Annotated in this window: 20 protein-coding genes and 1 pseudogene; 18 read left to right on the forward strand and 3 right to left on the reverse strand. The window is 39.5% G+C overall.

Annotated elements, in window-relative coordinates; all coding sequences use genetic code 11:
• From ACJAT0_RS07015 to ACJAT0_RS07080, 14 genes and pseudogenes are all read left to right on the forward strand, one after another.
• The coding region (locus ACJAT0_RS07015; RefSeq protein WP_415181095.1) for a 3-hydroxyacyl-CoA dehydrogenase family protein at positions 1 to 921 on the forward strand (921 nt) is incomplete at its 5' end.
• 260 nt (positions 922 to 1,181) lie between these two features.
• Positions 1,182 to 1,595 carry a PaaI family thioesterase gene (locus ACJAT0_RS07020; RefSeq protein ID WP_415181096.1) on the forward strand — a complete coding sequence of 138 codons (414 nt, stop codon included), beginning with the start codon at positions 1,182 to 1,184 and terminating at the stop codon, positions 1,593 to 1,595.
• 59 nt (positions 1,596 to 1,654) lie between these two features.
• On the forward strand, positions 1,655 to 1,909 hold the full coding sequence (locus tag ACJAT0_RS07025) for a four helix bundle protein (protein ID WP_415181097.1): 255 nt from the start codon (positions 1,655 to 1,657) through the stop codon (positions 1,907 to 1,909).
• Between the two features lie 161 nt (positions 1,910 to 2,070).
• Entirely contained in the window at positions 2,071 to 3,282 is a 1,212-nt protein-coding gene (locus tag ACJAT0_RS07030) for an acetyl-CoA C-acyltransferase (protein ID WP_415181098.1), read from the forward strand.
• A gap of 112 nt (positions 3,283 to 3,394) precedes the next feature.
• A complete protein-coding gene (gene paaZ, locus ACJAT0_RS07035; protein WP_415181099.1) occupies positions 3,395 to 5,932 on the forward strand; it encodes a phenylacetic acid degradation bifunctional protein PaaZ in 2,538 nt (845 codons plus the stop codon).
• Positions 5,933 to 6,007: 75 nt separating this feature from the next.
• Positions 6,008 to 6,298 (forward strand): GIY-YIG nuclease family protein, encoded by a 291-nt coding sequence (locus tag ACJAT0_RS07040; RefSeq protein WP_415181100.1) that lies wholly within the window; start codon positions 6,008 to 6,010, stop codon positions 6,296 to 6,298.
• A 126-nt stretch (positions 6,299 to 6,424) separates the two neighbouring features.
• Positions 6,425 to 7,177, forward strand: coding sequence for an enoyl-CoA hydratase/isomerase family protein (locus ACJAT0_RS07045; RefSeq protein WP_415181101.1), 753 nt, complete (start codon positions 6,425 to 6,427; stop codon positions 7,175 to 7,177).
• Positions 7,178 to 7,237: 60 nt separating this feature from the next.
• Complete coding sequence (locus ACJAT0_RS07050; RefSeq protein ID WP_415181102.1) at positions 7,238 to 7,600, forward strand: four helix bundle protein; 363 nt, start codon at positions 7,238 to 7,240, stop codon at positions 7,598 to 7,600.
• 69 nt (positions 7,601 to 7,669) lie between these two features.
• Complete coding sequence (locus ACJAT0_RS07055; RefSeq protein WP_415181103.1) at positions 7,670 to 8,266, forward strand: transferase hexapeptide repeat family protein; 597 nt, start codon at positions 7,670 to 7,672, stop codon at positions 8,264 to 8,266.
• 660 nt (positions 8,267 to 8,926) lie between these two features.
• On the forward strand, positions 8,927 to 9,358 hold the full coding sequence (locus ACJAT0_RS07060; protein WP_415181104.1) for a lipocalin family protein: 432 nt from the start codon (positions 8,927 to 8,929) through the stop codon (positions 9,356 to 9,358).
• A gap of 122 nt (positions 9,359 to 9,480) precedes the next feature.
• A complete protein-coding gene (locus ACJAT0_RS07065; RefSeq protein WP_415181105.1) occupies positions 9,481 to 10,830 on the forward strand; it encodes a dihydrolipoamide acetyltransferase family protein in 1,350 nt (449 codons plus the stop codon).
• A gap of 128 nt (positions 10,831 to 10,958) precedes the next feature.
• A pseudogene (locus ACJAT0_RS07070) lies at positions 10,959 to 11,027 on the forward strand (hypothetical protein); the annotation flags it as partial.
• 332 nt (positions 11,028 to 11,359) lie between these two features.
• Positions 11,360 to 13,396: a thiamine pyrophosphate-dependent enzyme gene (locus tag ACJAT0_RS07075; RefSeq protein ID WP_415181119.1), complete on the forward strand. Its 2,037-nt coding sequence runs from the start codon at positions 11,360 to 11,362 to the stop codon at positions 13,394 to 13,396.
• Positions 13,397 to 13,934: 538 nt separating this feature from the next.
• A complete protein-coding gene (locus ACJAT0_RS07080; RefSeq protein ID WP_415181106.1) occupies positions 13,935 to 14,342 on the forward strand; it encodes an OsmC family protein in 408 nt (135 codons plus the stop codon).
• 121 nt (positions 14,343 to 14,463) lie between these two features.
• Here the strand turns inward: ACJAT0_RS07080 and ACJAT0_RS07085 are convergent, their stop codons facing one another.
• The 3 genes from ACJAT0_RS07085 to ACJAT0_RS07095 are packed head-to-tail and all read right to left on the reverse strand — an operon-like array spanning position 14,464 to position 17,227.
• A complete protein-coding gene (locus ACJAT0_RS07085) occupies positions 14,464 to 14,997 on the reverse strand; it encodes a DUF4136 domain-containing protein (protein WP_415181107.1) in 534 nt (177 codons plus the stop codon).
• A 59-nt stretch (positions 14,998 to 15,056) separates the two neighbouring features.
• Positions 15,057 to 17,060, reverse strand: coding sequence for a urocanate hydratase (locus tag ACJAT0_RS07090; protein ID WP_415181108.1), 2,004 nt, complete (start codon positions 17,058 to 17,060; stop codon positions 15,057 to 15,059).
• 5 nt (positions 17,061 to 17,065) lie between these two features.
• Positions 17,066 to 17,227: a DUF5522 domain-containing protein gene (locus ACJAT0_RS07095; protein ID WP_415181109.1), complete on the reverse strand. Its 162-nt coding sequence runs from the start codon at positions 17,225 to 17,227 to the stop codon at positions 17,066 to 17,068.
• 261 nt (positions 17,228 to 17,488) lie between these two features.
• Here ACJAT0_RS07095 and ACJAT0_RS07100 point away from each other — a divergent pair, with 261 nt between their 5' ends.
• The 4 genes from ACJAT0_RS07100 to hemL are packed head-to-tail and all read left to right on the forward strand — an operon-like array spanning position 17,489 to position 20,905.
• Positions 17,489 to 17,839: a hypothetical protein gene (locus ACJAT0_RS07100; RefSeq protein ID WP_415181110.1), complete on the forward strand. Its 351-nt coding sequence runs from the start codon at positions 17,489 to 17,491 to the stop codon at positions 17,837 to 17,839.
• Positions 17,823 to 18,791: a 1-aminocyclopropane-1-carboxylate deaminase/D-cysteine desulfhydrase gene (locus tag ACJAT0_RS07105; RefSeq protein WP_415181111.1), complete on the forward strand. Its 969-nt coding sequence runs from the start codon at positions 17,823 to 17,825 to the stop codon at positions 18,789 to 18,791. The genes ACJAT0_RS07100 and ACJAT0_RS07105 overlap by 17 nt, the downstream gene beginning before the upstream one ends.
• Positions 18,775 to 19,599: a glucosaminidase domain-containing protein gene (locus ACJAT0_RS07110; RefSeq protein ID WP_415181112.1), complete on the forward strand. Its 825-nt coding sequence runs from the start codon at positions 18,775 to 18,777 to the stop codon at positions 19,597 to 19,599. Before ACJAT0_RS07105 ends, ACJAT0_RS07110 begins: the two co-directional genes overlap by 17 nt.
• A 13-nt stretch (positions 19,600 to 19,612) precedes the next feature.
• Positions 19,613 to 20,905 carry a glutamate-1-semialdehyde 2,1-aminomutase gene (gene hemL, locus ACJAT0_RS07115; protein WP_415181113.1) on the forward strand — a complete coding sequence of 431 codons (1,293 nt, stop codon included), beginning with the start codon at positions 19,613 to 19,615 and terminating at the stop codon, positions 20,903 to 20,905.
• The last annotated feature ends 164 nt before the right edge of the window (positions 20,906 to 21,069 follow it).

A 21,069-nucleotide genomic window follows, 5' to 3' on the forward strand; every position in this document is an offset into this window, starting at 1 on the left:
ATAATTGAAAACTTAGATATTAAGAAAAAGGTGTTTCAAGAATTGGAATCTCATGTCTCTGACAGCTGTATTATTGCCTCTAATACTTCCAGCTTGAGCATTGCGAGTATTGCTGCGTCACTCGATAAGCCAGAACGTTGTATAGGAATTCACTTTTTTAATCCAGCGCCGTTGATGAAGTTGGTGGAGGTAATTCCAGCTGTTCAAACCGCTCCAAATGTGACAGAGACTTGTGTTGCTACTATTGAAAAATGGAAAAAAGTAGTCGCTGTAGCAAAGGATACCCCTGGCTTTATTGTGAACCGTGTGGCACGGCCTTTTTACAGTGAATCGCTGCGTATTTATGAAGAAGGAATCGCCAGTTTTGCTACTATAGATCATGCTTTAAAAGGATTAGGTTTTAAAATGGGGCCTTTTGAATTGATGGATTATATAGGGCACGACGTGAATTACGTAGTGACGGAGACTGTTTTTACAGCCTTCTATTTTGACCCGCGTTACAAACCTGCGCTTACCCAAAAACGATTGGTCGAAGCAGGCTGGCTGGGTCGTAAAACAGGCAGGGGTTTTTATGATTATGTAAATGTGGATAGCGAGCAGGCTTTTGCGAAAGCGGAACCCGTAAAATCACCAGAACTCCTTAAAGAGATTCAAGATCGTGTATTGGTAATGCTTATCAATGAAGCTGCAGATGCTTTGTTCTTAAACATCGCAACGGCTGATGGAATAGACAGCGCCATGACCAAAGGTGTGAATTACCCAAAAGGATTACTGGCCTGGGCAAACGAAAAAGGAATAGACTGGTGCGTGAATGGACTGGACGCGTTGTATGATGTATATAGAGAAGATCGCTATAGATGCTCACCAATATTAAGGAAAATGAAGCAAAGTGGATTAGTCTTTGAGTCGCTGAGTCTCTGAGTCTTTGAGTCCCTAAAAGGAAAAATTAAATTAAATATGTTTAAAAGTGAGTATCATTTTAAGTTTGAAGATTTAATTGTTAACAGAAATTGGAAAGATGATCTCAGCTTTAAGGCGAAGTCTTAAAAATAAATAACACATTTACTCACCAACTCACCAACTCACCAACTCACCAACTCACCAACTCACCAACTCACCAGCTCACCAGCTCACCAGCTCACCAGCTCACCAGCTCACCAGCTCACCAACTCACCAATTCCATGACTCAAAAACTAGACGGTAAAAAGATACCGGCAAAAATGCTTTCGTTAGATCCTTACTCTACTTGGTTAGGGATGGAGATTTTATCGGTAGAGATAGGATGTGTAAAACTAGGAATGACTATACGACCAGAAATGCTCAATAGCATGGGAAAAGCACATGGCGGTATTACTTACGCGCTAGCCGATACCGCTTTTGGCTTTTCGTCCAACACACATGGTAAATTTGCCGTTTCTATTGAGACCAGTATCAACCATATTGAAGCACTAGAGGAAGGCGATTACATCACCGCAGAATGCACCCTTGATAAAACCAAAACCAAAGTAGGTTTTAACATCGTTGAGGTAAAAAAAGGTGAAGAGCTGGTGGCGCTTTTTAAAGGAGTTGTTTTTAGGACGAATAAGGATTGGTAAATTAGGCATCAGGCATGTGGTATTAGGTATTAGTTGATAGCTATCCTATCTTTGAACCTATGGAAAGTGAGTATCATTTTAAATTTGAAGATTTATTGGTCTATCAAAAGGCGATGGATTTTGCAGAATTTGTTGATGCGCTAACTAAAGGTTTTCCACCTAGGGAATTATACGCTTTAAGTTCTCAATTTAGAAGAGCTTCAGATTCCATAGGACTGAATATAGCCGAAGACTATCCTGGTAGCGATGCACAGTCTGTAAAACATATTAATCATGCGATTCATAGTTCTAATGAATGTATTTCTGCAAACTAAAAAGCATCCAGGAGAAAATACATATCCTTTGAGCAAAGTGAGAATATTAGAAAAGAAGTAACAACCATTCAAAGAATGTTAACAGGTTACGCAGTAAAATTAGATGAAGATGGAATAAAAAAAGTGATTTTACCACATACCACATACCACATACCTAAACAATGAAAAACACATACATCATCGACGGAGTAAGAACTCCAATAGGAAGCTACAAAGGAACTTTATCGACCATACGGCCAGATGATCTTGCAGCACATGTTATAAAAACCCTAGTAGAAAGAAATCCCAACATACCAAAAGACGCCTATGAAGACGTGATCATGGGTTGTGCCAATCAGGCTGGAGAAGACAACCGCAACGTAGCGCGTATGGCTGGATTGTTAGCAGGATTACCAGTTTCGGTTCCTGGAGAAACAGTGAATAGATTGTGTAGCTCTGGATTGAGTGCTATAGTTCATGCGCACAGAGCCATACAAACAGGAGATGGAGAGGTGTTTATTTCTGGTGGCGTAGAGAACATGACTCGTGGTCCATTAGTTATTGCAAAACCTAGTAGCGCTTTTGGTACCGACTCTAAAATGTACGATTCTAGTTTTGGATGGCGATTTGTCAATCATAAAATGGCCGAAATGTACGGTGTAGACGGTATGGGAAACACCGCTGAAAATCTAGTAGAGAAATATACTATTTCTCGGGAAGATCAAGATGCCTTTGCTGCTTGGTCGCAACAAAAAGCTGCTGCTGCACAAAAATCAGGTCGGCTAGCAAAAGAAATTGTAGCAGTAGAAATCCCACAACGCAAAAAAGATTCCATCATCTTTAAGGATGACGAATTTATACGTCCAGGTACGACCAAAGAAGTTCTTGCAAAATTGCGTCCAGCTTTTAAAAAGGAAGGTGGCTCTGTTACTGCAGGAAACTCAAGTGGGTTAAATGATGGTGCAGCGGCGACTATTATTGCCAGTGAAGATGCCGTTAAGAAATACCACTTAAAGCCTATTGCAAGAGTGGTGAGTAGTGCCGTAGTAGGAGTAGAACCTAGAATCATGGGAATAGGACCTGTTGCAGCTAGTAATAAAGCACTAGAGAAGGCAGGCCTTACTATGGATGATATGGATGTGATTGAACTGAATGAGGCTTTTGCATCTCAAGCATTAGCTTGCACCAGAGCATGGGGACTGGCTGATGATGATCAACGTATCAATCCCAATGGTGGTTCTATTGCTATAGGTCATCCACTAGGTGTTACTGGAACACGTCTTGCTTACAGCGCCGCTTTAGAACTTCAAATCACAGGTAAAAAATACGCATTGATCACCATGTGTGTGGGAGTAGGTCAGGGCTATGCGATGGTAATTGAAAATGTGAATTAGACGGAACTAACTAACACTTGTTAGTTTTTGCCAGTTGTTTTGTATTTTCGTGGAAAGGTTTGGATTCCGCTTTCGCGAAAGCGATAAAAAGACAATTTTTATAAAATAAATTATGATCCTAGAAAGCTACATTAATGGCCAGTGGCAAGCTGGTGAAGAGAAGTCTGCAAGCAACATGTACGACGCAATTACTGGTGAAGTAATAGGTCTTACCAGCACCGAAGGACTGGATATAAAGTCTGCGTTAGAATACGGTCGTAATAACGGAAAAGTCTTGCGAGATATGACCTTCCAGCAACGTGGGAACATGATTAAAAAGCTGGCGCTTTATTTAGAGAAAAGAAAGGCCGCTTTCTATGAAATCAGTTATAGAACTGGAGCAACACGAGCAGACAGTTGGGTAGACATAGAAGGTGGTTTCGGTAATCTATTTGCTAACGCCAGTTTGAGGAAGCTTTTTCCAGACCAGTCTTATGCCGTAGAAGGCGACCCAATAGATTTATCTAAAGGAGGTCGTTTTATGGCGCATCACATTCTTGTGCCTCGCAAAGGGGTCGCTGTGCATATCAACGCCTTCAACTTTCCAGTGTGGGGAATGTTGGAAAAATGTGCTGTAAATTGGATGGCAGGAATGCCAGCTGTAGTGCTGCCAGCGCCTCAAACTGCATTCCTGACAGAAGCTGTGGTGCGGGAGATTATCAAGTCAGGGATATTGCCAGAAGGATCTTTGCAGTTATTGAGTGGTTTAACAACCAGCATTCTCGATACGGTAAATTCGCAAGACGTAGTTACTTTTACAGGTAGTGCGCATACGGGAAGAAAATTAAAAGCACATCCTCGGTTGCTGGAAGAGTCCGTCCCTTTTACTATGGAAGCAGATTCTTTAAACTCGTCAGTTTTAGGGCCAGATGCGGTTCCAGGAACACCAGAATTTGACATATTTGTAAAAGAGGTGCGCAAAGAAATGACTTCTAAAGCGGGTCAGAAATGTACCGCGATAAGAAGAATTTTGGTTCCAGAAAACTTAATGGAAGACGTACAAATAGCATTGGGAAAACAACTTTCGAGAACGGTAATAGGAGATCCATTGTTGAGAGAAACGCGCATGGGCGCATTGATAAATAACAATCAAAAAGAGGCTGTAAAAACTCAAATTGGCAAGATTGCCCAAACTGCTCAAATGGTTTACGGAAACCTCGATGAGGTTGAGATATTAGGGGATCGGGCGCAAAAAGGGGCGTTTATGTCACCTATTTTAATGCGAGAAGATCAACCGTTTAAGAATACTCAGGTACATGAAATTGAGGCTTTTGGCCCGGTAAGTACCTTGATGCCTTACAAAAACCTAGAAGAAGCCATTGAACTGGCCCATATGGGTAAAGGCTCCTTAGTGAGCAGTGTAGTTACTAGTGATAACGCTTTCGCGAAAGCGTATACCATAAACGCCGCATCGTCCCACGGCAGGATTCTAACTTTAAACAGAGAAAGTGCACCGCAATCTACCGGTCATGGTGCTCCATTACCACTATTAGTGCACGGTGGTCCTGGGCGTGCTGGTGGTGGCGAGGAAATGGGAGGTTTGCGAGGGATCAAACACTATATGCAACGCTGTGCGGTGCAAGGAAGTCCGACTTCGTTAACTGAAATCACGGGTGTTTACCAACCTAATGGAGCTTATAAAAAAGCCGAAAAGCATCCGTTTGCTTATCATTACGAAGATATCAAACCTGGAATGAGTCTGGAAACCCATAAAAGAACCCTTACCGATACCGATATACAGAATTTTGCCAATCTTACTTGGGATCATTTTTATGCGCATACAGATATCACGAGTTTAGAAGGAAGTATTTTTAAAAAACGCACCGTTCACGGTTATTTTATCATCAGTGCTGCTGCCGGATTATTTGTGTATCCTAATAAAGGACCCGTTTCTGCAAATTACGGTCTGGAAGACATTCGCTTCTTAAGACCTTTGTATCATAACGATACCGTTTATGTGCGATTGACTTGTAAAGAAAAACGAGAAAGAGACGTAGCTGGTCGTGAGCATCCTTCTGGGATTGTAAAATGGTATGTAGAAGTTTTTGATGCTGAGCCTGTAGATTATGAAAATGATAAGACCGATGAAGAAGCAGAAGCACTCGTTTGTGTAGCAACCATTCTGACTATGGTAGAGAAAAAGCAAACTGTTTTCCCAGAGATTACGGAGAATTATATAGATTCTGCTTTAGCGAAATTAGATACCAACACAAAACCTCAATGGGGAACGATGACTTCACAGCACATGGTAGAACATCTGGAAATGAGTTACCGCATCGCCAGTGGAGAAATCCAAAATTTTGAAGTTGCCACTCCTGAAGAGTTCTTAGAAAAAGTAGCAGCTACTTTGTGGAATTTTGATAAAATGCCGCAAAATCACAAAATGCCTTTGCTAAAAGATGGCGCGCTAGAAGACCTCATTCACGCCGACTTAGAAACGGCCAAAGTAAAAATGCTTGAGGCTAGAACGGAATATTTAGAGTATTTTAAAAAGAACCCAAAAGCCACTCACAAGAACGCTGTTTTTGGCGACTTGAGTAAATACGAGTGGACCTTGTTGGAGAGAAAGCATTTAAGTCATCACTTTGAGCAGTTTGATATTTCCGCATAGGCGGAAATCTTCTAGTATAATCGAAATGATATTTAAAGTGAACTTTCCATAAGTATGAAAACCTAATACGTTTACATGATGTCTAGTAAGAATAATAGAGTTTTATACGTAGGAGCAACCGATAATATTAAAAGAAGAACTTTTGAACATAAAACTAAAACATATGTAAGTTCATTTTCGGCCCGATATAATATTGATTGGTTAGTATATTACGAGGAAATTAATGGAACTTGGGAAGAAGCCCATACCAGAGAGAAACAATTAAAAAAATGGAATCGAGCATGGAAAATGCGATTGATTCAAGAACAAAACGAAGACTGGCTTGATTTAAGTGATGGCTGGGATTTTGATAATTATAAATATTGAGATATGAATACAAAGATTTCCGCCGAGCTCATGCAAGAGGTAAATCCTCATTCATACAGAGACGCGTTAATAAAGAGATAAAACGACAATAACTTAAAGATTTCCGCCTGCGCGGAAAATTAAAACATGACACAAGCCTACGTAAAAAAACAAACAGAAAACGCAATAACAACCATAGAATTCTTCCATCCAGCGCACAACTCGTTGCCTGGAAATATTCTGGCACAACTTGCACAAGCGATTACCGATGCAGGTACTGATGACGCTACAAAAGTGATCATCCTAAAATCTGGTGGAGAACGCACTTTTTGTGCGGGAGCTAGTTTTAAAGAACTCATCGCTATTAACGATGAGAAAACAGGCGAAGTATTCTTCGCAGGTTTTGCAAACGTGATCAATGCGATGCGTAAATGTCCTAAATTTATTATCGGTCGTGTACAAGGAAAGACCGTCGGTGGTGGCGTAGGAGTTGCCAGTGCGACCGACTATTGTTTTGCAACTCAATTTGCAAGCATTAAACTGAGCGAGCTCAACATAGGAATCGGTCCCTTTGTAGTAGGTCCAGCGGTAGAACGCAAACTAGGATTGACTGGAATGAGCCAGATCGCGATCAACGCAAACGAATTCTATTCTTCAGAATGGGCAAAAAACAATGGGTTATTTGCTGAGGTTTATGAATCTACTGAAGAAATGGATGCTGGAATTCAAGCCTTTGCAGAGAATTTATGCACCTATAATCCAGATGCTATGGCAGAGATGAAAAAGATGTTTTGGACCGGCTGTGAAAATTGGGATCAGTTGCTTTTTGAAAGAGCTAAAATTTCCGGGAGATTAGTCTTGAGCGAATTTACTAAGGAAACCTTGAAGAGATTTAAGTAATTATAGGCATGAGGTATGTGGGAAGAGGTTTAAGTTATTCCTTCTTTTAAATAAAGAGAAATGAAAAGTGAATTTCATTTTAAGTTTGAAGATTTACTTGTTTATCAAAAGGCGATGGATTTTGCTGAGGTTGTAGATTCTTTAGTTCGAGAGTTTCCACAACGTGAATTGTATGTGTTAAGTTCCCAGTATAGAAGAGCGGCAGATTCAATCGCATTAAACATTGCAGAAGGCTATCCAGGAAGTGATGCCCAGTTTGTAAAACATATTAATGATGCGATTCATAGTTCCAATGAATGTGTTTCTGCAAACGAAAAAGCGTTCAGGAGAAAATACATATCCTTTGAGCAAATTGAGAATATTAGAGAAGAGGTAACAACCATTCAAAAAATGTTAACAGGTTTACGAAGTAAAATTATATGAAGATGGAATAAAAAATCATTTTACCACATACCACATACCACATACCACGTACCACATACCACATACCACATGATCTACTCTTTCAAATCACATATCCCAGTAATCCACGAATCTAGTTTTGTACATCCACAAGCTACGGTCATAGGTAATGTAATTATAGGTAAGCATTGTTATGTTGGTCCATCAGCTGTTATACGTGGTGATTGGGGCGAAATAATATTGGAAGATGGTGTTAATGTTCAAGAAAACTGTACCATACACATGTTTCCGGGAAAAAGTATCACGCTAAAAGAAGGTGCTCATATAGGTCATGGAGCGATTATTCATGGTGCCAACTTGGGTCGCAATTGTATGATAGGCATGAACAGTGTGATTATGGATGATGCCACTATAGGAGATGAATGCATCGTAGGCGCTATGGCTTTTGTAAAAGCCGCAGCCGTATTTGAACCGCGTTCTCTAATCGTAGGAAATCCTGCTAAAAAAATAAAAGAGGTCTCTGATCAAATGATGGCGTGGAAAACAGCAGGAACTCAACTTTACCAGCAACTTCCAGCTGACTGTAACGAGACCATGAAAGAGGTAGAACCGCTTAGAGAAATCCCTGAAAATCGTCCTGTTCAAGAAGATTTTTATAAAACGTTACAAGAGATGAAGGCAAAATAACCCTTAATAACATTTTCATCGCTTATCCCTGTACAATCCCATCTTCTTTATGTAGTACATCCAATTTTAAGTATCTTTCTTTTTTATTTGATTTTTGAATTTTTTATTGTCTTGATGGTCTTTTACAAAATAAGCGATAGTCATACAGAGCCTGAAAAAACACCAAACGATATATTATTTATCAGATGGCCATAATTAATTATATCTAAAGTTTTAATCCTTCCCTTTCTATAAACCCATTAGCCGGACTCGTATATACTGGATCTGCAACACCACTAAAAAATCCAAAAAAAAACTACAGGTACCCAATTACGACCTGTCCAATTCTTTATGCGTTCTGTCTTTTCAATTTTGTACTGGTTTTACGGGAGCGCTATCTCTTCAGGTGTATTTGCACAACCTAGGTACATCCATATGAGGATAACAAAACGCTAAAAGCAGGAATTAAATATTTTGATTAGTTTGATCAACTAACAAGGAGTATATTTTTCTTATTAGAATTGCTTATGACTTGGTTTCGCTGGTATTCGCTTTTGCAAAAGCTAGGTCAATCACTTACTTTATGTTTCTTAAAAAAATTTAAAATAGCAGGAAATATTTTTTGATGTTGATTTTAAGTACAATTTAGACGTTATTTACGTAAACTTAAAAACCAAAAAAATGAAAAAATTTATTATTCTATTTCTTGCGATCACCGCTACTGTCTTTACAACGAGTTGCTCAGACGATGACGAAGTTGCGCCAGCAAGTATCCAAGGAAATTGGAAATTAACAGCAGAATCTGAGGGTGGTGTAGCCTTATCATTAGATGATTGTGAACTGGAGCAAACGGTATCTTTTGCTGCAGCTACGGGAAGTCTTGTAATTCTTGATGATGATACGCCCCCGTGCACCTATGAACCATTAGCATTTACCTACACGCTTTCTGGTACTAACATAGAATTTAACGTTACTGGTATTTTTAGTTTTACAGCACAAGGGGTAATTGAAGAACTCACTGCTACTAGCTTGCGATTTCGTATTATTTCAGATTCCACAGATGGACCTAGTGAACCTGGAGATATAATTGTTCAAACATATGTAAGACAATAAGTTTAAAAATACACGTCAAATACACTTGATAAAAACGGTACTGGAAACAGTACCGTTTTTTTTGCTCAAAGTCTTGGTTAACTGCCCTTGCTAACGCTTGTTAGTTTTTGTATTTTTATGCCATGGCAAATAAGATGGACTTTATACTTCCTAAAATGGGAGAATCAATTACCGAAGGAACTATACTAAATTGGCTCGTTCAAGAAGGAGAATCTTTTGAGGAAGGAGATATTCTTGTAGAAGTAGGGACTGATAAAGTAGATAATGAAGTGCCAGCTCCAGCCGCTGGAATCATGTCGCAACATTTATGTGCTGCAAATGATGTGGTGCAAATAGGAAGTGTACTGGCCCATTTTGAAGAAGCTGATGGTTTATTAGCCTCAACAAGTACTTCAAATCCTGAAGTCTTAAATAAGTCTAGCGATAAAGATCAGCAGATCGCGCATCAATTGCAGAACAACAATGTCAGTTCGAGTGAGAGTCGAGAACGATTACCGAAGAAAAATGCTGTGTCAACCTCGATATCAAATACGTACGTCAATCAAGACCTTTTTGTAAGTCCATTAATAGATGCTATCGCTCGTGAAAATCACATGTCTTATGAAGAGTTAGCACGTATTCCAGCGACAGGTCATGAAGGTAGATTGCGCAAAAGCGATGTGGTGAGTTATATCAACGAAGGCCGTCCATTCCAATTTGCACAGGCGGTAAGTAATGAACCAGACCCAACAGCTTATCGCATACCCCAATTAAAATTCGATAAAGGAACCGGTACGATTGTAGAAATGGACCGCATGCGCAGGATGATTGCAGACCGTATGGTCTACAGCAAGCATACCAGTCCTCATGTTACCGCTTATGTGGAAGCAGATTTAACTGACTTAGTCCACTGGCGCAATAAAAATAAAGCTTCTTTTCAAGAAAAACACGGCGAGCGATTGACCTTTACGCCATTGTTTGTAGATGCAGTAGCAAGAGCAATAAGGGAGTTTCCAAACATCAATGCAAGTGTAGATGGAAAGAATATAATAATTAAAGAGAATATCAACGTAGGCATGGCAACGGCGCTACCTTCTGGAAACTTAATAGTTCCTGTAGTTAAAAATGCAGATCAGAAAACCCTACCAGAAATCGCAGCTGATGTGAATCGCATGGCAAATTTGGCTAGAGAAAATAAATTAGGTGGAGACGACATTAAAGGCGGAACCTTTACTATATCCAATGTGGGAACTTTTGGGTCCTTAATGGGGACACCCATTATCAACCAACCGGAGGTGGCTATTCTAGCTACAGGAATTATCAAAAAGCGCGCTGAGGTATTGACAAGAGATGGTGTGGATTCTATAGAAATACGCAGCATGATGATGTTATCCTTATCTTTTGACCACAGAGTAGTAGATGGTTTTTTAGGAGGAAGTTTTTTAAAGCAAGTAGCTATGAATCTGGAAGCTGCTCCAAAAGAGGATATTTAAAAGAATTAATTTTCCGCACTTGATGCGGAAACTGTTAGTTTTATCTCCTAGCTGCATACGAGCACAAATAGTAGGTCTATTTACTTTCTAATAAAAAGGATAGCGTTTTATATCTAGGAAGTACAGATGATTTAAAGCATGGAGTAGGTCAGCATAAAGAAGAAAAGTACCAACAAGGTTACAGACTAAATGGCTAGTGTATTTAGAAAATTTTCAATGGATGCAAGATACTCAAGCAAGAGGAAAAAGTTCAAAAAGTGGAAGCTACAATGGAAAATTTATCTCATAGAGAAGGGTAATACTGAGTGGTTGGATCTAGCTGAAAGCTTGTGGGATGTGAAGAATTATGAATGGAGATGGTATAAACAGATTCTGCGTCGAGCGTGGAAAGTCAGCCGCATCGAGTGCGGAAAATATCCCATGTCGAGCGTGTAGAGACAATAAAATAACGCGGAGAATCAAAAAAAACAAACAATTGGAAAAGCCATTATTAGAACAAGCATACAAAAACCTAGTAACCGCCAAATCAATGACGGAAGTCTACGAGGAGAATTTTAAAAAGGTTTCTAAATATGTGCACGCGACCAGTCGCGGTCATGAAGCTATTCAGATAGCTATAGGAATGCAATTGTTACCTCAGGATTATGCCTTTCCTTATTATCGAGATGACGCGATGTTACTTTCCATAGGTATGAAGCCTTATGATTTGATGCTGCAGTTGTTGGCAAAAAAAGAGGATCCATTTTCAGGTGGGCGCACGTATTACTCGCATCCATCTTTAAGAGATGATGATAAACCTAAAATCCCGCATCAATCCAGTGCCACTGGTATGCAGGCCATTCCTGCGACTGGAGTGGCGTTGGGTTTTCACTATAAGGAAAGTTTGAGTGAGGAGCAGCAAGAGGTACTGAAACAAGCTCGTCACGACAGTTCGACTTCAGGTTCAAGTCTCAACGGTTTTGTCGTATGTTCCCTAGGAGATGCATCTGTGACTGAAGGTGAAATTGCTGAGGCTTTTCAAATGGCAGCTTTGAAGCAATTACCTATTTTATATTTAGTACAAGATAACGGTTGGGACATCAGTGCAAATGCCGCAGAAACTCGTGCTCAAAACGCTGCCGAATATGCTGCAGGGTTTCATGGGATAGAAGCTATTTCTATAGATGGAACGGATTTTGAAGAAAGTTACAATACCTTAAATGGGGTGATTGAAAAGATACGTGCAGAGCGCAGGCCATTTTTAGTTCATGCTACAGTGCCTTTATTGAATCACCACACGAGTGGCGTGCGCATGGAGTTTTATCGCGATGATTTGGAAGAGGCGAGAAGCCGCGATCCGCATCCGCGTATGAGACAGTTACTTCTTGATAATGGTTTTAGTGAGCAGGATGTGGATGGTTATGACGCTTTCGCGAAAGCGGAAGTACAACAAGCTTTAAACTTAGCATTACAACAACCAGATCCAGAACCAGCCGACTTATTTACCCACGATTTTGCACCAACACCAATTACAGAAGAAAAAGGAGTGCGATCTCCAGCTGGCGCTGAAAAAGTAGTTATGGTAGATTGTGCCTTATTTGCTATTGAAGAATTGATGAGAAAACACCCAGAATGTTTGTTGTACGGACAGGATGTAGGTGCCAGGTTGGGTGGCGTTTTTAGAGAAGCCGCGACACTGGCACAAAAATTCGGGGACAACAGAGTATTTAATACACCTATTCAGGAAGCATTTATCGTAGGAAGTACGGTAGGAATGAGTGCGGTAGGACTAAAACCGATTGTTGAAGTTCAGTTTGCTGACTATATCTGGCCTGGATTGAACCAGCTATTTACAGAGGTTTCCCGTTCTTGTTATTTAAGTAATGGTAAATGGCCAGTATCCATGATATTGCGAGTTCCTATTGGAGCTTATGGCTCTGGTGGGCCTTACCACTCCAGTTCTATGGAAAGTGTGGTTTCTAATATAAGGGGTTTAAAAATTGTGTATCCATCAAATGGCGCCGACCTTAAAGGATTGATGAAAGCAGCTTATTACGATCCTAATCCAGTGGTGATTTTTGAGCATAAAGGATTGTACTGGTCTAAGGTAAAAGGCACTAAAGGCGCAACAAGTGTTCAGCCTAGTGAGGATTATGTATTGCCTTTGGGAAAAGCATGGGTATTGCAAGAGATTTGGAAAAAAGAGGAAGAAGAAACCTTGTCTATTATCACTTACGGAATGGGTGTGCACTGGGCAATGAATGCCACAGCAGAATTAGGTGTTCAAGATAGAGTGGAAATCGTCGACTTAAGAACATTACATCCACTAGACTATAAAACGGTTTTTGCGAGTGTGAAGAAATGCGGAAAATGTCTCGTAGTTACGGAAGAGCCTAGTGATAATAGTTTTTCTCGTGGCTTGCAAGGTCGCATTCAAGAAGAATGTTTTAAATACATAGATGCACCAGTAATGGTTATAGGTTCTGAAAACATGCCAGCGATTCCATTAAACTCTGTTCTTGAAGAAACGATGATTCCTAGTACAGAGAAAGTAAAGGTGAAGATTGAGGAGCTCTTAAGTTACTAGTAGTTTAAGTATTCATAAGGGATTCATCCATTATCTGACGTACCTTGTTTAAGGCAGCTATTATTTGTTCTATAAAGATGGATTCCGTTGTATTTTCTTTATGGTTTTAACGATCAACCTTGAGTATTTTTTCAAATGTACGCTACTTCTGATCTAGGATGATATCTAATTATTGAAGAAAATAAAACAGGTGTTTTTCTTTAAACGGAATAGAGATAGACAAAGACCTGAAGGACCTTAATAGCTCAGATACGACAAAATTTAAAAATGGATTGGGGCACGATCTGGAACTTACAGATTACCTTTATACGAAGCGTTTAAAAACTATTCAGAAAGGTTTACGAGTGAAACCTGTAGAGAATTATTAGTAGATTACAGCCATGGATTTGATCATAACGAGGGAAGTTATACAAAGAATTTATATTTATTCTACTTTTCAAAAACGTCTCAATGGATTGGTATGGCTTTCAGTTATGATTTTAGACCGTATTGTTTATATGAATTAAGGAGTTAAGGAATTAAGAAATAAATAAATAGGATGAAAATACAAATAGAAAGAAAAAATAACGATTACTTGCTAGAAGCCAAAGGCTCATCTGGTAACACAATAATGATAGACCACAGCGGTATGGAAACTGTTCAAGGAGTCAGTCCTATGGAGTTGTTGTTAATGGGTGTGGGCTCTTGCAGTGCGATAGATATGATATCCATTCTTAAAAAACAACGCCAGGAAATTACCAGTTATAAAGTAGCAGTAGAAGGAGAACGTTATCTATTAGACGACTCCAGGCCTTTTAAATCTATGCATGTAAAAGTGATGCTAAAAGGAGATATACATCCAGAAAAAGCTCAAAAAGCAGCCGATTTAAGCTTTGAAAAGTATTGTTCCGTTTCTAAGACTTTTGATAAACAAGTGAATATAAGTTGGGAAGTAATTGTAGATTAATTCTAGGCTTAAATTCTTATTACAGTGCTTTTACTTTAGGTAATTTATAACAGTAAACTACTAAAAAAAATCCCATTTCATTAAATTGAAATGGGATTTTGATGTTATCATTTAAGTTGGATTACTTTTTAGGCATTGGTGGAAATTGCCTTAGAATTTCTTTTACGATTTCATTAGTACGTTCTACTTTCTTCTCAGGGGTAGATCTGAGCGTTGCTTTTCCAACTCCCTGCCAGATCAGTTCTTTTTTCTTAGCGTCTATTAAATCTATGTAAAGAATACCTTCTGTAGTTCGAATAACATTGTTTCCCATGTTATTCCTCCAGAAACCGCCACCCCAGCCCCAGCCAAAGCCCATACCCCAGTTATTGTTGTACACGTCAACACGTTCTTTGGAATCGGTAAAAATGCTCACTAGTACATCAGGATTTTGAGATTTTACAAATCCTTTTGCCGTCATTTCTGTGTCGATAGCCCTTAAAATTCTTTTCTTGTCTAGCTCTGATATTTGTGCTTCGTCTATTCCTTTTTTGAAATAAGCATAGGTTTTGTAATTGTTAAAATCAGTTCCTAATGCGTAGTCTTGGGACACACGAACGGTTTTACAGCTTACCAATAGAGTGATCACTGCGAGAAGTGTAATTATTTTTTTCATAATTTTTGTTTTTATGCTGAGGGCCGTGGAAGTGCATTTTAACTATAAATTCAAGACGTTTAAATATTATCAATCAAATCATTACTAACCTCGTTAGGAATCGTGACTTTTAAAGAAGGATTTGCCTCCATGGCTCTTTTAATAGCAAAAGTCGCATTTTCATTTCGAGCCCAATTTCTTCGAGCGATACCATTATTCACATCCCAAAACAGCATGGATTCCAATTTGTTCTCCGACTCTTTACTACCATCAATAACCATTCCAAAACCACCATTTATCACCTCACCCCAGCCTACGCCGCCACCGTTGTGAATAGAAACCCAAGTCGCTCCTCTAAAACTGTCGCCTATGACGTTTTGTATGGCCATGTCTGCAGTGAAACGAGAGCCATCATAGATGTTAGAAGTTTCTCTATAAGGAGAATCAGTACCAGATACATCGTGGTGATCACGTCCTAAAACAATTGTTCCGATCTCTCCGGCAGCTATGGCTTTATTAAATGCTTTTGCAATTTCTATTCTTCCTAATGAATCTGCATAGAGAATCCTTGCTTGAGAGCCTACTACTAATTTATTTTCTTGCGCTCCTTTGATCCATTTGATATTATCCTGCATCTGTTGTTGTATGCGTTCTGGAGCATTCTTTGATAAACGCTCTAGTACATTAGTCGCGATTTGATCTGTCTTCTTAAGATCTTCTGGGTCATTTGAGGCACAAACCCATCTAAATGGTCCAAAACCATAATCAAAACACATAGGCCCCATAATATCCTGCACATAAGAAGAATAACGAAATTCTTTATCTACGCCAGCAATATCTGCGTCGGCACGGCTGGATTCAAGTAAGAATGCATTGCCATAGTCAAAGAAATAAGTGCCTTTTTCAGTGTGCTTATTGATCGCTTCTACATGACGTCTCAATGATTTTTGAACTTCAATTTTAAATTGGTCAGGCTCCTTACTCATCATTTCGTTAGAAGCTTCAAATGAAAGGTCTACGGGATAATATCCACCCGCCCAAGGATTGTGCAAACTGGTCTGGTCGCTACCTATGGAAACATGAATACTTGCCTCATATAGCGCTTCCCAAACATGGACTATATTTCCTTCAAAAGCGATGGAAACAGTTTCTTTATTTTCTTGCGCTTGTCCTACTCTTGTGATTAAGTCTGCTGTGTTTTTTACCACAACATCTACCCAGCCTTGTGAGTGTCTGGTGTGAACGGCTTTAGAATTCATCTCTGCACAAATGGTAATACAACCGGCTATGTTGCCAGCTTTGGGTTGCGCACCACTCATACCGCCTAATCCAGAAGTTACAAATATATTCCCTGTAGGAGATTCTTTGATCTTTCTAAAAGCATTGAGAACTGTAATCGTTGTCCCGTGGACAATTCCTTGTGGTCCGATATACATATAAGAACCGGCGGTCATCTGTCCGTATTGAGTAACACCTAAGGCATTGTGTTTTTCCCAATCATCTGGCTGTGAATAGTTGGGGATCATCATGCCGTTAGTTACTACGCATCGAGGCGCTAGTTTATGAGAAGGGAATAATCCCATAGGATGACCAGAATACATGACCAGCGTTTGCTCATCGGTCATCTCGCTTAAATACTTCATGGTAAGCAGGTACTGCGCCCAATTCGAAAAAACACCACCGTTACCACCATACGTAATCAATTCGTGCGGGTGCTGCGCTACGGCGTGATCCAGATTGTTTTGGATCATGAGCATCATTCCAGCGGCTTGCTGAGACTGCGCTGGATAATCTGAAATATTCCTCGCTTTGATCTCATAGTCTGGCATAAACCGGTACATATAAATACGGCCGTAAGTGTCCAGCTCCTCTTTGAATTCTGGTAAAAGAACCGCATGGTGTTTTGGATCAAAATACCGAAGTGCATTTCGTAAAGCTAGCTTTTCTTCCTCCGGATTTAGAATCTTTTTACGTTTTGGCGCATGATTCACAGCTATATCATACTGATGTGCTGGTGGTAGCGTTTCTGGGATTCCTAGTTGTATGCTTTCGCGAAAGTGTGCTAAGGAGTTATCTGGACTCATAAGTTTTAGTTTTGGCTGTTTTTTTTCTTATCATATCCATACGGGCAGTGGCGGCAACCGCTTTCACAACAATAACCTCTTTTAAGATGGTATTGCTCTGTAAAACAGCGGTATCCTTCTGGCGTCAAGTAATAATCACCTTCCTCTACGGGAATAATCTTTTTCATCGTCTAAAAATACGATAGTATAAACACATACGCAGCTTGATTAGAATTGTTTTAAGAATGATCTCGTAGCGCACATTTTTGATTGTCGATAGCCTCTATCACGCGCGTTTTGTTTAATGGCGCTTTTGCAATGCGCGTTATGATGGTAGAATATAGTTCTGGTAGCATTGCAAATGCCTAATAAAAACGACACGTATTGCAAATACATGAAACGTAATCGTCTTCCGATAAAAACACCTATTTAATCCATAACTTTGTCATATGATCTTTCTAAAAACTAACTTTCTCAAAAACTACAAAGACGTGACGCTACCGCCTTTCTTGTTTGTTAAGAATAGGGAACATGCAAATCATACTGCTCTTATAAATCAGGAAACTATTCATGCTGCACAGCAAAAGGAATGCTTTCTTATTTTATTCTATATCTGGAATGGAATCCATTGCTTGATCCAGCTTTTAAAGGTTGAAAATCACCTTTTAGCCTATAGAAATATCGTCTTTGAAAGAGAAGCTTACTTCCATGAAAGTCATTTAGAATATTTGAAAAATAGAAAGCAATTTTCATTTTTAAAGATGTACCGTAAAAAGCACGCACATGGAGTCACTTTTTAAACCACAAAATTCCATCATTCAAAGGTTCAAATCTTATAATGGTTTAGAAATAGAGATCGATATAAGGCGAGAAGATTTGCTTCATGCAGCTGTCTCCGGTAATAAGTTGCGCAAACTTAAATACAATCTGCTGGAAGCCCAGAAACTAAACCTCCATACCATTCTTACTTACGGTGGTGCTTTTTCTAATCATATTGCGGCTACTGCGGCGGCAGGAAATGTTTTGGGTTTAAAAACTATAGGCATCATACGCGGTCAAGAACTAGGTGACGATTTTGTAAAAACTCTTTCTAATAATGCCACTTTAGAGCTCGCTCATAAAAACGGTATGCAGTTTCATTTTGTTTCGAGAGAGGCTTATCGAGAGAAGGATTCTACCGCTTTTCAAGAAGAATTAAAATTGAAATTTGGCTTGTTTTATAACATACCAGAAGGTGGGACTAATCTCCTTGCTGTGAAAGGAACAGAAGAAATTCTAACAGAAGGCGATACAACTAACTACGACATTGTTTGTGTGGCAGCTGGAACTGGCGGCACTGCTGCTGGAATAATTAATAGTACTGCACCGCAACAAAAAGTGATTGTTTTCTCTGCTTTAAAAGGGGGTTTTATGCGAGCAGATATTGAAAAATATACTTGGAGGAGTGATTTTGAGGTGGTGGATGAAACAGCTTTTGGCGGTTATGCAAAGTCTGATGATCGATTAATAGATTACATGAATACGCGCTTTCGCGAAAGCGTAACTATAAAAAATCCACGCGGAATTCCATTAGAACCTATTTATACAGCAAAAATGATGTATGGCATAGAACAAATGGTTGAAAGAGCCGTTATCAAAGGTAAAACTCGTATTTTAGCTGTGCATACTGGTGGTTTACAATCGATCGCTGGTTATAATAAAATGCTGTCCAAAAAACGACGTATCAAGCTTAGTTATGAAAATCAATTTTAGACTCCTTTGTTCATTATTATTTGCAGGAATGTTCTTGGTCTCTTGTGGCTCTAAAAAGAATATTATCACATCTAAAAGAAAATCCAAACAAAAAACCACACAGAATGCAGCAGTAATTTCTAAGGAAGTTGTTAAAGCAACGACTACATCAACCCCACGTGGTGGTAATAAAGTGGTGAATTATATCGACGACTTTAAAGATATTGCGGTTCAGGAAATGAAGTTATATAAGATTCCAGCAAGTATTACTCTGGCTCAAGGGATTTTAGAAAGTGGTTCTGGTAGTGGAAGGTTGGCTTTGGAAGCAAATAACCATTTCGGTATCAAATGCCATACAGGATGGACTGGCGGTCGTATTTATCATGACGATGATGAGGAGCAAGAATGCTTTCGTACGTATAATAACGCAAGCTATAGCTATCGAGATCATTCGTTATTTCTAAAAGATCGCAAACGCTATGCAGGACTTTTTGAATTAGACGAAGACGATTATAAAGGTTGGGCAGTGGGATTGAGAACAGCAGGATATGCGACAGATAAAAAATATCCGCAAAAATTGATCAGCCTTATTGAGCGTTATGAGCTTTACAGGTATGATCACATGGCTTTAGGAAAAAGTGTGGATATGAAGCCTAGAGAGAGTCAAAAAAATAAACTTTCTGGTCTTGAAGAACAATATGTGGTTGTAAAGGGAGACACCTTATACAGCATTTCAAAAAAACATCGTACAACGGTAGAGCAACTTAGTAAACTCAACCGACTTAAATCAAACGAATTAAGTATAGGTCAATTGCTTATCCTTAAATAATTAATTTCTTTTCATGTCATTTACGTATCAAAGAAGCAGTGCTCTTTTTCAAGAGGCAAAAAAATATATACCTGGCGGTGTCAATTCTCCAGTAAGAGCATTTAATGCAGTAGGTGGCGATCCTGTTTTTATAGAGCGTGCAAAAGGTGCATACCTACAAACAGAGGACGGACATCAAATCATAGATTATATCGCCTCATGGGGTCCTATGATTTTAGGTCATGCTTTTGAACCTGTGGTAGAAGCGGTTATCAATGCAACTAGAAAAGGCACTTCTTATGGAATGCCTACTGCTATAGAAACTGAGATTGCAAAACTTGCCATTTCTATGGTTCCTAATGTGGATCAAATTAGAATGGTAAACTCTGGTACTGAGGCCTGTATGAGTGCTGTGCGATTAGCTCGTGGTTATACAGGGCGCGATAAAATCATCAAATTTGCAGGTTGTTATCACGGTCATAGTGATTCTTTTTTGATCCAAGCAGGAAGTGGTGCGGTAACCTTCGGTAGTCCTAATAGTCCTGGAGTTACTCAAGGAACTGCAAAAGATACGTTACTGGCACAATACAATAACCTGGATCAAGTAGCCGATATATTTAAGAAAAACCAAGGCGAGATTGCCTGTGTGATTATAGAGCCTATTGCAGGGAATATGGGTTGTATAGTTCCCCAAGATGGTTTCCTAGAAGGAATAAGAGCTTTGTGTGATGCATATGGAGCTTTGTTTGTTTTTGATGAGGTCATGACTGGTTTTAGACTGGCTCGAGGTGGTGCACAAGAAACCACGCGTGTACAGGCAGATATCGTTACTTACGGTAAAGTAATAGGTGGCGGCTTGCCGGTAGGTGCTTTTGCAGCACGCCAAGAAATCATGAATCATCTAGCACCGCTAGGACCAGTCTATCAAGCGGGAACTTTAAGCGGTAATCCTCTGGCGATGAGTGCTGGCCTAGCGATGTTGACTCATTTAAATACGCATCCAGAGGTCTATGATAGCCTCGCTACAAAAACAAAATACCTACATAAAGGAATAGATAGTGTGCTTTCTGAAAAAGGCCTGGATTACAAAATCAACCGCTATGGATCGATGATGTCGGTTCATTTTACAGATCAAGAAGTGGTCGATTTTGCTAGTGCAGCCACTGGAAATAACGATTGGTTTAAGAAATTTTTTCACGGCCTGCTGGAACGCGGAATTTATTTACCACCTAGCGCTTTTGAATCCTATTTTTTAAACGATGCATTGAGCTATGCAGATCTTGATAAGACAATTGAAGCGAGTAGGGAAGTGGTGGCGCAGTGGTAGTATTTTTGTTTAGTTTTTGCGAAAGAGGAATACATACCAGCATTGCTCTATAACTAGAGTTTATCGTGTGTAGAGGTTACTAACCGATCTTAAGAGCTATTTCAGGCGGTCGATAAAACGCTAACAGGCGCAAAAAAGCGGAACTGTTTTAAGTATGGCTTTTT

The organism is Nonlabens sp., from assembly GCF_047636915.1.
GTDB lineage: Bacteria > Bacteroidota > Bacteroidia > Flavobacteriales > Flavobacteriaceae > Nonlabens.